This window comes from Streptomyces coeruleorubidus (genome assembly GCF_028885415.1).
In the GTDB taxonomy this organism is placed as follows: domain Bacteria; phylum Actinomycetota; class Actinomycetes; order Streptomycetales; family Streptomycetaceae; genus Streptomyces; species Streptomyces coeruleorubidus_A.
In genome coordinates this window covers 3906060-3921257 of sequence record NZ_CP118527.1, presented here as the reverse complement: position 1 = coordinate 3921257, position 15198 = coordinate 3906060, and the positions used below count along the sequence as shown (strand labels likewise).

Sequence of the window (15198 nt, the reverse complement as noted above, 5' to 3'; positions counted from 1 at the left end):
GGGATCCGTGAAACCGTAGGCCGATACGATCTGCGGCCCGCGCCACCGCCCCGGCGGCGCGCACCGGTGTCCCCCGTTCGCGGTAACGTGTGGCCCCTATGAACGCCAATCCCGACGTGCGGCTCCCCGCCGTTTCCGTGATCATGCCCGTCCTCGACGAGGAACGGCATCTGCGGGGAGCAGTCCAAGCGATCCTCGCGCAGGAGTACGCCGGCGAGATGGAGGTCGTGATCGCCCTCGGTCCGTCCACGGACCGCACGGACGAGATCGCCGCCGAGCTCGTGGCCGAAGACCCGCGCGTGCATACCGTGCCGAACCCGACCGGCCGTACGCCTGCCGCCCTGAACGCGGCGATCAACGCCTCCCGCCACCCGATCGTCGTCCGCGTCGACGGGCACGGCATGCTCTCGCCCAACTACATCGCCACCGCGGTACGGCTCCTGGAGGCGACCGGCGCGCAGAACGTCGGCGGCATCATGCACGCCGAGGGCGAGAACGACTGGGAGCACGCCGTCGCCGCCGCCATGACCTCGAAGATCGGGGTGGGCAACGCCTCCTTCCACACGGGCGGGGAGGCGGGCCCGGCCGAGACCGTCTATCTCGGTGTCTTCCGGCGCGAGGCGCTGGAGCGGCAGGGCGGCTACAACGTGGAGTTCATCCGCGCCCAGGACTGGGAGCTGAACTTCCGTATCCGCGAGGCCGGCGGGCTGATCTGGTTCTCGCCCGAGCTCAAGGTGTCGTACCGGCCGCGGCCGAGCGTGAAGGCGCTCGCCAAGCAGTACAAGGACTACGGCCGCTGGCGGCACGTCGTCGCCCGCTTCCACGAGGGGTCCATCAACCTGCGCTACCTCGCCCCGCCGACCGCCCTGTGCGCGATCGCGACCGGGCTCCTGGTGGGCGCGCTGCTGACGCCGTGGGGTTTCGTGGTGCCCGGCGGTTATCTCGCGGCGATCCTGCTCGGCTCGGTCCCGGCGGGCAAGGGGCTGCCGCTGAAGGCGCGGCTCCAGATCCCCGTGGCGCTCGTCACCATGCACATGTCGTGGGGCTGGGGCTTCCTGACCAGCCCGCGGTCGCTGGCCCGCAAGGTGATAGCGAGCCGGCGTCCGGCGGTCCGGGCGAACGCGAATGCGGACGCGGACGCGGACGCGGCCACCGGCTGACGCACACCGCACGCACGCGTTCGGGCCCCTCTCTCCTGGGAGGGGCCCGTTTCCGTCACCAGGTGAAGTCCGGGTCCACGTGCATACAGGCCTTGTCGTCCGCGCCGTTGAGCGCATCGGCCGACTTCGGGGTCTTGTCGCTGCGCTTCGGCGCCTTGTAGTCCGTGCCCTCGCGCCAGTCGGCGCCCACGACGAGTGTGACGCCGGAGACGTCGGTCGACCGCTTCACCGAACTCAGCGGAATCCCGAGGGCCTTGGCGACCCGCTGGGCGTCGCCCTCCAGGTCGGCGCTCGGGTAGCGGACGACGGTCCGCTCCTGGCTCCACGAGCCGTTGGTGTCGGCGACGGCCTGGGCGAAGCCCTGCTCCTTCAGCAGCCCGGTCACCGTGCTCGCGCGCCCGCGTGCCGCGGCCAGGGTGTCGGTCCGGGTGCCGTTGTGGACCTGGACGGGGATCTCGTCGTCGGCCGCGGCCGGGTCGGCGGAGGCCTTCTCCGCGGCCTTCTCACGGTCCTTGTCCTTGCCGTCCAGCGCGATGTCCTCCCGCACCAGCCGGAACAGCTGCTCGGCGTCCTCGGTCGGCTCCACGCGGGCGCCGACGTACCGGTTGGGCATCGTGGTCATGGTGATGCGCTCCGGCTCCACCTTGCGCAGCTCGTCGCTGAGGTCGTAGAGCTTCTTGACGGTGTCGAGGCCGGGGTCGACCGTCAGTGCCCGGGTGGCCTCCTCGGCCAGTCTGCGGAGCTTGTTCGGGCTGCTGAGCGTGGCGTTCTCGCGCAGCTGGCGGACCATCGCGTTCATGTACATGTGCTGGGCCTTGGCGCGGGCGAGGTCGCTGCCGTCCTCGAAGCCGTAGCGGGTGCGCAGCCACTGGAGGGCCTGCTCGCCCTGGATGTACGAGGTGCCCTTCTCCAGTTTCAGGCCCGAGCCCTTGCCGTCGGACGTGCGCGAGTGGATGTTGGCGTCGACGCACACCGGGACACCGCCGACGGCGTCGGCCATGGACACCACGCCCGCGAAGTCGACCATGACGAAGTGGTCGATGTGGATGCCGGTGAGCTCCTGCCAGGTGGCCACGGTGCAGCCCGGGCCGCCGTTCCCGAGGCTCTGGTTGGTCATCGTCCGCCCCTGGGTCCCCGGGTACACCTTCCCGTCGTCCGGGTCGGTGCACTTCGGGATCTTCACGAGCGTGTCGCGGGGCATGCTGATGACCGACATGTTGGTGCGGTCGGCGGACAGGTGCAGCAGCATCTGCACGTCCGCCAGCGGCGCGGCGCCGAACGTCTCACGGGCACCGCCGAGTTTCTGGTTCTCCTCGGTGTCCCGCGCGTCCGAGCCTATGAGCAGGATGTTCAGCGGCGTCTGCCCGGCGGCGTTCGGCGTCGGCGCGGCGACCTTGTTGTCGCCGAGGTTCAGCTCGTCCTTCTTGATGTTGCCGTTCAGGTGGCGGTAGTAGAGGTATCCGGCTCCGGCCGTCCCGAGTATGAGGACGGCGAGCACGGCGGCGGACCACCTCAGCAGCCGCCGGGTACGCCGGGGCCGGCCCCCGCCACCGGCTGGGCCGCCCGTCGCCGGCTTGGTCTCTCCCGGGCCCGGTTCCTGGCGGACGCCCTGCCGCGTTTCGTTCTCCCGCACACCGCTCTGCGTCACTTCCCCGGTCCTTCCCGCCCCCGGCGCATGCAACAGGCCCGTCCTGCCCCCTGTTAGACGCACGACGGGCCTGTCAGTTGCCCTCAGCGGGTCAACTCGCGCACTTCACCTTGTCGGCGGTGGACTTCTCCACGTCCGCCGCCTCGACCGGGGCGTTGAGCTTCACGCCGGCGCCCTTGAAGTCCTTGCCGAGGGTCAGGGTCATCGCGGGCAGGCCCTGGGAGTTGGTCACGCTCTCGCCGGGCTTCAGCGCCGACCCCGACAGCCCCATGATGTCGGCGAGGCGGCGGGCCTGGTCGGCCTGGTCGGGGGCGTACTCGAGCGTGGTCTTCGCCAGTGCGGCGGGCGCGTTCCCGCCGTTCTCGGACTTGGTCACGCCCTCCTCGACCTGGAGGTACTGGAGGGTCTTCTGCGCGCTGCCGGTGACGGCACCGCCGTTGAGGACCCGGACCCGGACCTCGGAGGCCGGGGCCTTGCTGCCCTTCAGCCGCGCGGCCTCGGCGTCCTTCTCCTTCTTCTTCTGCTCCTTGACCTCGGTGAACGAGACGTCGTTCTTGATCATGTCGAACACCTGGGGGGCCTGCGCCTCGTTCAGGACGACCGTCGCCTTCACCGTCTCCGCCGGGTTGTCCTTCACCGGGACGGTCGTGAAGGCGATGTTCTTCGTCGGCACCTTCTTCAGCTCCAGGGCGATGTCCTTGAGCGTGCCGACGTTGCCGATGGCCTTGTCCACGGTGAGCGCCTTGGTGGCGGCCTCGGCCAGCTTCAGCAGCTTCGAGGGGTTGGTGAGGATGTTACTGGAGGACATCTTGCGCATGAGGGAGCCCAGGAACTGCTGCTGCACCTTGATCCGGTCCAGGTCACCGCTGTTGCCGAAGCTCTTGCGCGTACGGACGAACGCGAGGGCCTGCTCGCCCTCGACCTTCGACGGGCCCGCGGGCAGGACGAGTTTGGACTCCTTGTCGTTGACCGGCTTCTCGACACAGACGTCGACGCCGTCCACCGCCGTGGTCAGCGTCTTCACCGCGTTGAAGTCGGCCATCATGAAGTGGTCGACATCGATGCCGGTGTTCTCCTCCACCGTGAGCATGGTGCAGCCCGGGTCCCGGCCGCTCTCCCCGAGGCTCCGGTTGAAGCGGACCCCCTGTTGGCCCGGGACGATCTTCTCCGAACCGTCCTCCAGCTTCGTCGGGCAGTCGGGGATGTTCACGATCAGGTCCCGGGGGATGCTGAGCGCGGTCGCGTTGGAGCGGTCCTTGGCGACGTGCAGCAGGATCGTGGTGTCGGCGTGCCCGGAACTGCCCTTGTCGCCGTAGCCCTCGTTGCCCTCACCGGTGCGCTTGTCCGTGCCGATGATGAGGATGCTGAAGGCCTCGTCCTTGCTGAAGTTGCTGGCACCCGCGCTGCCGACGTCGGTCGTCGTGACGTTGCCCTCCAGGTGCCGGAGGTAGAAGTAGCCGGCCGCGCCGACCCCGAGCAGTACGAACGCCATCGTGCCGCCGGTCCACATCAGCGCCTTCTTGGCCTTCTTCGGCTTCCGCTGCACCGGCCGACGCCCGCCGCGCCGCCCGGGCGGCGGCTCCTCGGGCGCACCGCGCCGCCGGCGCTGGGGCGGAACATCGGTGCGGGTGGCGCCCGCACGTGAAGTGGCGTCACCGGGAGCCGACTTACGCGCTTCCGCCGTACGGCCGCCCGCCCCCGTCGGGGGAGTGGATCCGCGTGTCCCGGATACCGGCGATTGCGCTGCGGATGGAGACAGTCGCAGTTCGTATTCGCCGGTGTTCGGATTGAGTACCCACTGGTCTGCGGGGTCGATCTGGTCCCCCCGCCCACGGCGTTGCGCGTCCACGGTTGTCGTTTCCTCCGTCGGGGCACGCGGCGCCTTCTCCCCCCGGAAGGCGCACGGGTACTTGTCATCACAGAAGCACTGGATCGCTCACACTATCCGCCCAGTTGAACGTCGATGTGCGCTGAATGACAAATTCAACGTCCATACATTTGGGCAATCCATCCCAATTCCGCATGGAGAAGTGGAGTTGTTTCTACGGTCGCTACCAGCGGTAGGGCGCGTACACGTCCATGCACTGCCCGGTGTCCGAGCCGTTGAGGGCGTCCGCGTCGCCGGGCAGGTCCCCGGCCTTCGGAGCCGGCTGCTTCGGATAGGCCGTGCCCTCGCGCCAGTCGGCGCCCACGACGACGGTGACGCCGGAGACGTCGGTCGACCGCTTCACCGAACTCACGGGAACGCCCAGCGCCTTGGCGACGCGCTGCGCATCGCCCTCCAGCTCGGCGCTCGGATAGCGCACCACGGTCCGCTCCTCGGACAGCGCGCCCGAGGCGTCCGCGGCGGCCTTCGTGAAACCCTTGCCCACGAGCGACTGCGCGACGGCGCCCGCGCGCCCGCTCACGGGACCGAGGGTGCTGGAGCGCGTGGCGTTCTGCACCAGGACGCCGATCGCGTCGTCCGCCGCGGCCGGATCCCGCGAAACCTCCTCGGCCTTCTCCGCCTTCCTCGTGCCCGGCTCCCCGCCCTTGCCGTCGAAGGGCACGTCGTCGCGGATCATGGCCCACACCCGGTCGGCGTCGGTGCCGGCCGGGACCAGGTGGTTGCGGTCCTGCGGGTCCGCGGCGGTGGGCAGCGTCGTCATGGTGATGCGGTCCGTCGGGACCGTCTTCAGCTGCATCCCCAGGTCGTACAGCTTCTTCACCGTGCCGAGCTCCTCTGACACGTGCAGCGACCTGGTCGCCGCCTCGGCCAGATCGGTCAGCCGGCCGGTGTCGGTGAAGACGTTCTGCGCCTTGAGCGTGCGGATCATCGAGTTCATGTACATGTGCTGCGCCCTGGCCCGCAGCGGGTCGCTGCCCCAGGCGTGCCGGGTGCGCAGCCACTGGAGCGCCTGCTCGCCCTGGACCTTCTTCCGGCCGGCCGTCAGCTTCAGACCCGAGCCGCCGGACACGCCGGGCAGCGGGCGGTCCCACACGTTCTGCCGCACGCACACCTCGACCCCGCCGATGGCGTCCGCCATCTTCACCACGCCCGCGAAGTCGATCGTCATCCAGTGGTCGACGTAGACACCGGTGAGGTTCTCCCAGGTCGCCAGCGTGCAGCCCGCCCCGCCACGGGCCAGCGAGGCGTTGATGATCGTGTTGACCGGCGGGTACGTCCGCCCGGTCTTCGGGTCGGTGCACTCGGGTATGTCGACCCGGGTGTCGCGCGGGATGCTCACCACGGCGGCGCTCTTGCGGTCCGCGGCCAGATGGATGAGCATCTGCACGTCGCCCAGCGGCGGATTGCCGCGGTCCTTCCGGGCGCCGCCCAGCTTCACGTTCTCGTCGGAGTCACGGCTGTCGGAGCCGACCAGCAGGATGTTCAGGGGTGTCTGCCCGGCCGCGTTCGGAGTGGCCTTGCGCGCCTTGGAGTCGCCGCTGCTGCGCCGGCCCTTCTCGATGTTGCCGTTCAGGTGCTTGTAGTAGAGGTAGCCGGCGCCGGCGGTAGCGAGGATCAGCACGGAGAGAGCCGACGCCGACCAGCGCAGGACGCGGCGCCCCCGGCCGGGACGAGGACCTCCCCGGCCGTCCCCGTCGCCCGGGACGGCACCGGGCTTCGTCCCCTCCTCGTACACACTGCTGCTCTGTGCCATCTGCTCTTTCCCCCCGTTATGTTCTTCGCGGTCCTGCAAGAGGGCCACTGGCCTCCGGGCCCGGTATGGCTGGTCCCCCCTGTCGAACGGATGACCTGGGGGGTGGTGCCACCGGGCCCGAGAGGCGCCGTGGGAGACGCTGATGAGAGGTCCGACTACCGCCCGGCCGGGCGCAATGCCCGGCCCTTCGCAGGCGGCAGGTCTGCATAACGTGGATGCGCGCACGACGCCAACGCCCGGGCCAGTACCGCACCAACCCGTTCGGGAGGACGGCTTGAACGACAGCGACGAGATAGGCGTCTTCCTCGGCCTGGACGTCGGCAAGAGCGCCCACCACGGGCACGGCCTCACCCCGACCGGCAAGAAGGTCTTCGACAAGCAGCTGCCCAATACCGAACCGAAGTTGCGGGACGTCTTCACCAAGCTGAAGACCAAGTTCGGCACCGTCCTGGTGATCGTGGACCAGCCCGCCTCGATCGGCGCCCTGCCCCTGACGGTCGCCCGCGACGCGGGCTGCAAGGTCGCCTACCTGCCCGGACTCGCCATGCGCCGGATAGCCGATCTCTACCCCGGCGAGGCGAAGACCGACGCGAAGGACGCCGCGGTCATCGCCGACGCGGCCCGCACGATGCCACACACCCTGCGCTCGCTGGAGGTCAGCGACGAGATCACCGCCGAGCTGACAGTTCTGGTCGGCTTCGACCAGGACCTCGCGGCTGAGGCCACCCGCACCAGCAACCGCATCCGCGGCCTGCTCACCCAGTTCCACCCCAGCCTGGAGCGCGTCCTCGGCCCCCGGCTCGACCATCAGGCCGTCACCTGGCTGCTGGAACGCTACGGATCTCCGGCCGCGCTGCGAAAAGCCGGCCGCCGCAGGCTCGTTGAGGTGATCCGGCCCAAGGCTCCCCGGATGGCGAAGCGGCTGATCGACGACATCTTCGAGGCCCTCGACGAGCAGACCGTCGTCGTTCCGGGCACCGGCACGCTCGACATCGTGATCCCGTCGCTGGCCCGCTCGCTCAGCGCCGTCCATGAACAGCGACGGGCGACGGAAGCCCAGATCGCAGCCCTGCTGGAGGACCACCCTCTTTCAAAGGTCCTGACGTCGCTGCCCGGCGTCGGCGTCAGGACCGCCGCCACGCTGCTGGTCACCGTCGGCGACGGCACCAGCTTTCCCACCGCCGCGCACCTGGCCTCCTACGCCGGCCTCGCCCCGACCACGAAGTCGTCGGGCACCTCGATCCACGGCGAGCACGCCCCACGGGGCGGCAACCGGCAGCTCAAACGGGCGATGTTCCTGTCCGCGTTCGCCGCCCTGCACGATCCCGCCTCCCGCACCTACTACGACAAGTGCCGGACCAGAGGAAAGACCCACACACAGGCCCTCCTCCGGCTCGCCCGGCAACGGATTAACGTGCTGTTCGCGATGCTCCGCGACGGCACCTTCTACGAACCCAGAACCCCACGCCTCGCTTGACGAAGGACATAGAGGCACCCCCCCCCGTGTCACCGGACAAGGCCTGCCGTACGCCCTGTGAGACGTACGGCAGGCCCGTCAGGTCACTCGGCGCACTCGACCTTGTCCGCCGTGGACTTCTGGACACCCTCCGGCGCCTTCGACGGAGCGGTGAGGGAGGTGCCCGCGCCCTCGAAGTCCTTGCCGAGGGTCAGCGTCATCGCGGGCAGCCCCTGGGCGTTCTCCACGCTCTCGCCCGGCTTCATCGCCGACCCGGGCAGGCCCATGATGTCGGCGAGGCGGCGGGCCTGGTCGGCCTGGTCGGGGGCGTACTCCAGCGTGGTCTTCGCCAGCTCGGCGGGCGCGTTCCCGCCGTTCTCCGACTTGGTCACGCCCTCCTCGACCTGGAGCCAGCTGAGCGTCTCCTGGGCGCTGCCGGCGACGGCACCGCCGTTGAGGATCCGCACCCGGACCTCGGAGGCCGGGGCCTTGCTGCCCTTCAGGCGGGCGGCCACCGCGGCCGCCTCCTTCTTCTTCTTTTCCTTGACCGCGGTGAAGGAGACGTCGTTCTTGATCATGTCGAAGACCTGCGGGGCCGTCGACTCGTTCAGCACGACCGTGGTCTTGACCTTCTCCGCCGGGTTGTCGATCACCGGGGTCGTGGTGAACGTCAGGTTCTTGGTGTTGAGCTTGCCCAGCTCCAGACCGAGGTCCTTGAGCTTGCCGATGCTGTCCAGCTGCGAGTCGACGGTCAGGGCCTTGGTGCCCGCCTCGGCCAGATCGAGCATCTTCGAGGGGCTGCTGAGTGTGTCGTTGGACTTCAGCTTGCGCATCAGCGCGCTCAGGAACTGCTGCTGGAGTCCGATCCGGCTCAGGTCACCGCCGAAGCCGACGGAGTGCCGGGTGCGCACGAAGGCCAGCGCCTGCTCGCCCTCGATCGTGTGCGTGCCCTTCGACAGCTTCAGCTTGGAGTCCGGGTCGTCGATGTCCTTGCCCAGACAGACCTCGACCCCGCCGACCGCGCTGGTCAGCGTCTTGACGGCGTTGAAGTCGGCGACCATGAAGTTGTCCGGCTTGACCCCGGTCAGCTCGGTCACGGTCCGCATCGTGCAGCTGGGGGTACGGCCGTCCTGGCCGAGGCTGGTGTTGAAACGGGCCTGCCGCGTGCCCGGGATGATCTTCTGCGACCCGTCCTCCTGCGTGGTCGGGCAGTCCGGCACGTCGACGATCAGGTCACGCGGGATGCTCAGCGCGGTCGCGTTCGAACGGTCCTTGGAGACGTGCAGCAGGATCGTGGTGTCGGCGTGGCCGACGCTGCCCGCGTCGCCGTACTTGTCGTTGCCCGCGCCGGTGCGCTTGTCGGTGCCGATCAACAGGATGTTGATCGCCTTGTCCTTCTGGAAGCCACCGGTGCTCGCGCCGTCGTCGGAGACGGACGCGATGTTGCCGTTCAGGTGCTCGATGTAGAAGTACGCGGCGCCCGCCCCGGCGACCAGCACGAACGCCATCGCGCCGCCGGTCCACAGCAGGGCCTTCTTCCCCCTCGCGGCCTTCTTGGCGGGCCGCCGCCCGCGCCGCCCCGGCAGCGGCTCCTCCGGCGCCCCCCGGCGCCTGCGCGGCGGCGGCACCGCACGGCCCGGAGTCTCGGGCCGCGGCCTGCCGGACGTCCCCGTACGGCCGCGCCCCGACGGGCCCGCTTCGGGGGCTGGTGGCCTGCGGGGGCCGGGGACGCCCGACTGCGGTGGGGAAGCGGGCAGTCGCAGTTCGTATTCGCCGGTGTTCGGATTGAGTACCCACTGGTCTGCGGGATCGATATCGTCCGCCCGCCCACGGCCTTGCGCGTCCACGGTTGCCTGTTTCCTCCGTCGGGGCACGCGGCGCCTTCCCCCTCCAAGGCGCTCGGTCTCGGTCACACAGTGCGCGACCTCAGGACCGTCCTCAGGGCCGGGCGCACCGGGTCGCTCACACTAACCGCCCAGTTCAGTGCCGAACGACGACGGTGACAAATTCCACGTCCCTACACCTGGGCAATTCGCCCATTTCCCAGGTGAAGAGTTCATTGCCTTGGAGTTACCTTGGCGCCCGCTTTACTCACAGGTGTCCTCGGCTGCCGTGTTCCCCCGGAACGTCGGTGGAGGAGAAACGGTGACGACGGGCTTCGTGAACGGCCCCGGATACGAATCCCCGTACGACCCGTCATGCGAATCGGTAGGCCTCAGCGGGGCGGAACCGTGCGGAACGTCCCGGGCCACCAGCACGGGTGTGTCCGTACGCAACCGTTCGAACAGGCTCTCCGCCTCGGGCTCCACGAGTTGGTCGCGATTGGCGTCGTGCGCGTACGACTCTCGTGGAACGGTCAGGAATTGCACATGTTCCATGGGGATGTTGCGCAGCCCGCGCACGAGTTCGTACAAACCGCGAAGGCTGGCCAGATCCGGGTCGGTTGTGAGAGATGACGTGGCGGCGTCCAGCACGGGATACAGCTTCGCCGGATTCAGCAGGACGTCATTGCTGCGCACCTTGTTGACGAGTGCCCCGAGGAATCGTTGCTGCCGCTCCATGCGCTCCGTGTCACTGCCGTCGCCGAGCGTCTTGCGGGCGCGGACGTAGCCGAGCGCCTGCTCGCCGTCGAGGGTCACGCGTCCGGCGGGGAGCCGCAGCTTGGCGGCCCGGTCGTCGATCGGCTCCCGCAGGCACACCTGAACGCCGTCGACCGCGTCGACCATCTCCTTGAAGCCGTGGAAGTCGACGACGACGTGATGATCGACGCGGATGTCGGTGAGCTTCTCGACGGTCCGGATGGTGCAGGCCGAACCGCCCACCTGGAAGGCCTGGTTGAACGCGGCGAACCGCGGCGCGCTGCGCGAGCCGTCCGGGCGCCGGCAGCCCGGCAGGTCCACCATCAGGTCCCGGGGCAGGGAGACGGCGGTGGCGCTGCCCCGGCCCGCGGACAGGTGCAGCAGGATCGTGGTGTCCGACCGCTCGGTGCCGGAGTCACGCCCGTAGCGCGCGTTGTCGTCCCCCTCGCGCGAGTCCGACCCGATCAGCAGGATGTTCCGCGCGCCCTTGACCAGCGAGGTGGGCCGTTCCTTCTCGTACCGGGCGAGCTCGGCGGCGGCGGCCTCGTCGGGCGTGATGTTCCCGCTGAGCTTCGCGTACACGGCCCATCCGGCCCCGCCGGCCGCGACGACGACACCGGCGACCCCGAACGCCCCGATCCGCACCCACCGCCGCCGACGCCGCCGCACCAGCCCCGGCCCACTGGCCGAGGCTCCCGCCCCCGGCCCAAGCCTCCCGGTGTCGCCCACGACACAGACCACCCCTCACGACGTACGAACGTGCGCGCGCACTGCTCTTACGACTTTGGCGTGGATGAGGGGTGGGGGTGGGGTGGGGATGGGCCGAACGGGGGGGGGCCTGGCTGCGGGCGCTGGTGGCCGCCCTGGCTGCGGGCAGTCGTGCCGCTGGGGCGGCGCCCGTCCCGAAGAAGCGGCACCCCGTCACGCCGGGCTGCGCAACGCCCCGCCCTCAGCCCCCATGCCGGGCACCTGACAAGCCGGCCTTACCGGGCAATGGCCGTAACCCGCTCACTCTCCACCCGCTGGTCCAGCACCCCGTCCCCCGCCCGCTCCAGATGCCGGCACAACACCACAGAACCCCCCGTGGCCAACGGCCCGTACAACCCCGCGTTCAACCCCTCCCACGTGTCATACGGCAACCCCGACAAAATCCGCGACCCAGGCCCGGTCAACCCCAGCCCCGTCGCCTCCGCCCGAGCCCGCTCGACAACCTCCGCCCCACTGAACTCCCGCCCCGCCACGATCAGCGCAGGCCCCTCCGGATCCACCGGCGCATACGGCACGAACCGGTCCCCCTGCCCCGGCACCTCCACCGCGTAGTCGACAAACCCCTCGGGCACCTGCGGAAACCGCCCCCCGAGCGGCCGCAGCGCCATCGCGACCCGCGCCCCGGAACAGGCCCGCGCCGCCTCCAGCTCGTCCGGCCCGCTCACCACGACATCGGCCGCCCGCGCATCCCCGGCAACGTCCGCGACGACTCCCACCGACGAACACGCCAGCAGCCACACGGCCGTCTGCCAGTGCGCGGGCAGCAACAACGCCACCCGGTCCCCGGGCTCGACGGACAGCTCGTCCTGGAGGAGGTTGGCGGTCTTGGCCACCCAATTGGCGAAGGTGGCCACGGACAGTTCGACACGTTCGCCCGTGGCGTCGTCGTAGAAGGTCACCAGGGGACGTCCTGGATCCGCGGCGAGCGCGGAATTCAGCAGGTCGGCAGGGGTGCGATCGGTGGCGTTCACCCGCGCAAGCGTACGCGGCACCCAAGCCTCCACCCAACGGCCAGGCCACCGCCCCGCCATGAATCCGCCACCGGTTCGGCCGAACTCCGACCGACGGCCCGTCAACTCCCAAATAGACAGAGTTATACGACTATGTCCAAGATCAGGGGCATGCATGGATTTCTTGCTTCTTCGATCGGTGTCACCTGTGCGGCCGCTCTGGCCCTCCCCCTCACTCCGCCCGCCGTCGCGGTGACGACGGCGAGACCGGTACCGACCACGGAAGCGGCCACGACCGCGAGACCCGCGCCCCACGCGGGGACCCCGGAGACGACCATGGCCGACCGGCGCGCGGCCGAACCGTACGCCCCCGGCAGCACCCAGTCCCTCCCCCTCGAACCCCTCACCCGCAACCGCGCCACCCCCACCGGCCCCGGCACTCCCGAACAGGGCCTGACCCGCCGTGCCGTACGACACTTCTCCCTCGTCGGCATCGTCTGGGACGACCCCGAAGCCGAACTGCACGGCCGCGTCCAGGTCCGCACCCGTGCCGCCGGCACCGGCACCTGGTCGGGCTGGCAGGACGTCGAGACGCACAACGCCGACCACGCGGCCGACCGGGGCACCCCCGAGAGCACCGCGGGCCGCGTACGCGGCGCCACGGCACCGCTGTGGGTGGGGGACTCCGACGGCGTGGAACTCCGGGTCCGCTCCGAACCCGAGAGCGCGGAAGCCGACTCCGCGCACCACGGCGCGGGCGCCCGCAATCTGCCCGCCGCGTTCCCGCTCCCCTCCGGCCTCCGCCTCGAACTCGTCGACCCGGGCGAGGACGCCCCGCCGCCCGGCGCCTACGCGGACGGCCCCCGTACCGCCGGCCTCGCCGCCGAGACCTCCGCCGCCACCGAGGCCTCCGCCGTCAATGCCGACCTGGCCCCCCTCGGCGCCACCGAGATCCCGGCACTGAACCGCGCGCAGACCGAGCAGGAGTACCTCGCCCTCAACACCGGTGAGCTGACGGAGCGGCAGCGGGCGAGGCCCTACGTCGGCCCGCGCCCGCGCATCGTCACACGCCGCGGCTGGGGCGCGAACGAGGGGCTGCGGGAGCGGGGCTTCCGGTACACCAAGAAGGTCAAGGCGGCCTTCGTGCACCACACCGCCAGCGGCAACAACTACCGCTGCTCGCAGTCCCCGTCACTCATCCGCAGTATCTACCGCTACCACGTCAAGAGCATGGGCTGGCGGGACATCGGCTACAACTTCGTCATCGACAAGTGCGGAAAGATCTACGAGGGCCGCGCCGGGGGCGTGGCCAAGCCGGTCCTCGGCGCGCACACCCTTGGTTTCAACAGCAACAGCATGGGGATCGCCGTCCTCGGGTCGTACGGCGCCACGAAGCCGTCGTCCGCCGCCGTCAAGGCCGTCGCCCGGCTCAGCGCGTGGAAGCTGGGGCTGTACCGGATGAACCCGCGGGGAAAGACATACCTGACGTCAGGTGGTAGCAATCTCTACCGAAAAGGCAAGAAGGTACGACTGAACGTGATCTCCGGCCACCGGGACGGCTTCCTGACGGAGTGCCCGGGACGCAAGCTCTACGGCAAGCTCGGCTCGGCCCGCTCCAAGGCGGCCCACTACCAGGGCCGCTGAGAACACGTTCACCGCTGTCGGGGGGCAGGGGGCGGAATGCCGCACGGCCGACGAAGGCGCCACGGAACGGTCTGCATACACTGACCGGCCGAAAGACAGTTCGGCCGGTCCTGGCAGGAAGCAGAGACGACACGTGACAGAAGCGATCCTCCTGGTCGGCGGCAAGGGGACCCGGCTGCGCCCGCTCACGGTGCACACGCCCAAGCCCATGGTGCCGGCGGCCGGGGTGCCCTTCCTCACGCACCAGCTGGCGAGAGCGAGAGCGGCGGGTGTCGAGCACATCGTCCTGGCCACGTCCTATCTGGCCGAGGTCTTCGAGCCGTACTTCGGTGACGGGTCCGCGCTGGGGCTCCACCTGGAGTACGTGACGGAGGAGGAGCCCCTGGGCACGGGCGGCGCCATCCGCAACGTGGCCTCCCGGCTGCACTCGGGCCCCGACGACCCGGTCCTCATCTTCAACGGCGACATCCTGACGGGCCTCGACATCCGGGCCCTGGTCGACACCCACGAGACGACGGGCGCGGACGTCTCCCTGCACCTCACCAAGGTCACGGACCCGCGCGCCTACGGCCTGGTCCCCACGGACGACACGGGCAGGGTCCTGGCGTTCCTGGAGAAGCCGCAGACGCCGGAGGAGATCGTCACCGACCAGATCAACGCGGGGGCGTACGTCTTCCGCCGCTCGGTCATCGACACGATCCCGCTGGGCCGGCCGGTGTCGGTGGAGCGCGAGACCTTCCCGGACCTGTTGTCCGCCGGGGCGCACCTCCAGGGCATGGTCGACTCGACGTACTGGCTGGACCTCGGCACACCCGCGGCGTTCGTCCGGGGCTCGGCGGACCTGGTCCTGGGCCGGGCCCCGTCCCCGGCGGTCCCCGGCCGCTGCGGCGACCGCCTGGTCCTGCCGACGGCGACGGTCGCGGCCGACGCGAAGCTGTCCGGCGGCACGGTGGTAGGCGAGGGCGCCTTCGTCGCGGAGGGCGCCCGCGTCTTCGGCAGCACGATCCTCCCGGGCGCCGTGATCGAACCCGGCGCGGTCATCACCGACTCCCTCATAGGCACCCGGGCCCGCGTCGGCGAACGCTCAGTCCTCACCGGCACGGTCATAGGCGACGGCGCGATCATCGGCCCCGACAACGAACTCCGCGACGGCGCCCGCATCTGGTGCGACGCCCAAATCCCAGCAGGAGCGGTCCGCTTCTCCTCGGACCAGTAGCGTCTAGGCGCGGCTGCCGCCGGCCGCCGCCTGCGGGCAGTCGTGCCGCTGGGGCGGCACGGGTGGGCGCAGGCGGCACCCCGCTACGCCGGGCTGCGGACCCACTCCGCCCCAGCACCAACGCCGCAGCACCAGA

The 15198-nt window shown here is 70.2% G+C and carries 10 protein-coding genes; 4 read left to right on the top strand and 6 right to left on the bottom strand.

Annotated elements, in window-relative coordinates; all coding sequences use genetic code 11:
* Nucleotides 1–98 precede the first annotated feature (98 nt).
* Nucleotides 99–1160, top strand: a complete 1062-nt coding sequence (locus tag PV963_RS18045; protein WP_274816760.1) for a glycosyltransferase family 2 protein — start codon at nucleotides 99–101, stop codon at nucleotides 1158–1160.
* A gap of 55 nt (nucleotides 1161–1215) precedes the next feature.
* Here PV963_RS18045 and PV963_RS18040 read toward each other — a convergent pair whose 3' ends face one another.
* The 3 genes from PV963_RS18040 to PV963_RS18030 all read right to left on the bottom strand — a co-directional run bounded on the left by PV963_RS18040 (nucleotide 1216) and on the right by PV963_RS18030 (nucleotide 6449).
* On the bottom strand, nucleotides 1216–2808 hold the full coding sequence (locus PV963_RS18040; protein ID WP_274816759.1) for an LCP family protein: 1593 nt from the start codon (nucleotides 2806–2808) through the stop codon (nucleotides 1216–1218).
* A gap of 91 nt (nucleotides 2809–2899) precedes the next feature.
* Nucleotides 2900–4657, bottom strand: coding sequence for an LCP family protein (locus PV963_RS18035; protein WP_274816758.1), 1758 nt, complete (start codon nucleotides 4655–4657; stop codon nucleotides 2900–2902).
* Nucleotides 4658–4859: 202 nt separating this feature from the next.
* Complete coding sequence (locus tag PV963_RS18030; protein ID WP_274816757.1) at nucleotides 4860–6449, bottom strand: LCP family protein; 1590 nt, start codon at nucleotides 6447–6449, stop codon at nucleotides 4860–4862.
* Nucleotides 6450–6723: 274 nt separating this feature from the next.
* Here PV963_RS18030 and PV963_RS18025 point away from each other — a divergent pair, with 274 nt between their 5' ends.
* Nucleotides 6724–7926 (top strand): IS110 family transposase, encoded by a 1203-nt coding sequence (locus PV963_RS18025; protein WP_274814173.1) that lies wholly within the window; start codon nucleotides 6724–6726, stop codon nucleotides 7924–7926.
* Nucleotides 7927–8009: 83 nt separating this feature from the next.
* Here the strand turns inward: PV963_RS18025 and PV963_RS18020 are convergent, their stop codons facing one another.
* From PV963_RS18020 to PV963_RS18010, 3 genes are all read right to left on the bottom strand, one after another.
* The gene (locus PV963_RS18020) at nucleotides 8010–9752 is read right to left on the bottom strand and encodes an LCP family protein (RefSeq protein ID WP_274816756.1); all 1743 of its coding nucleotides are present in this window, start codon (nucleotides 9750–9752) and stop codon (nucleotides 8010–8012) included.
* 240 nt (nucleotides 9753–9992) lie between these two features.
* A complete protein-coding gene (locus PV963_RS18015) occupies nucleotides 9993–11213 on the bottom strand; it encodes an LCP family protein (protein WP_274816755.1) in 1221 nt (406 codons plus the stop codon).
* 254 nt (nucleotides 11214–11467) lie between these two features.
* Nucleotides 11468–12223 carry a TIGR03089 family protein gene (locus PV963_RS18010; RefSeq protein ID WP_274816754.1) on the bottom strand — a complete coding sequence of 252 codons (756 nt, stop codon included), beginning with the start codon at nucleotides 12221–12223 and terminating at the stop codon, nucleotides 11468–11470.
* 132 nt (nucleotides 12224–12355) lie between these two features.
* Here PV963_RS18010 and PV963_RS18005 point away from each other — a divergent pair, with 132 nt between their 5' ends.
* Entirely contained in the window at nucleotides 12356–13846 is a 1491-nt protein-coding gene (locus PV963_RS18005; RefSeq protein ID WP_274816753.1) for an N-acetylmuramoyl-L-alanine amidase, read from the top strand.
* Nucleotides 13847–13979: 133 nt separating this feature from the next.
* Nucleotides 13980–15062, top strand: coding sequence for an NDP-sugar synthase (locus PV963_RS18000; protein ID WP_274816752.1), 1083 nt, complete (start codon nucleotides 13980–13982; stop codon nucleotides 15060–15062).
* Nucleotides 15063–15198 lie beyond the last annotated feature (136 nt).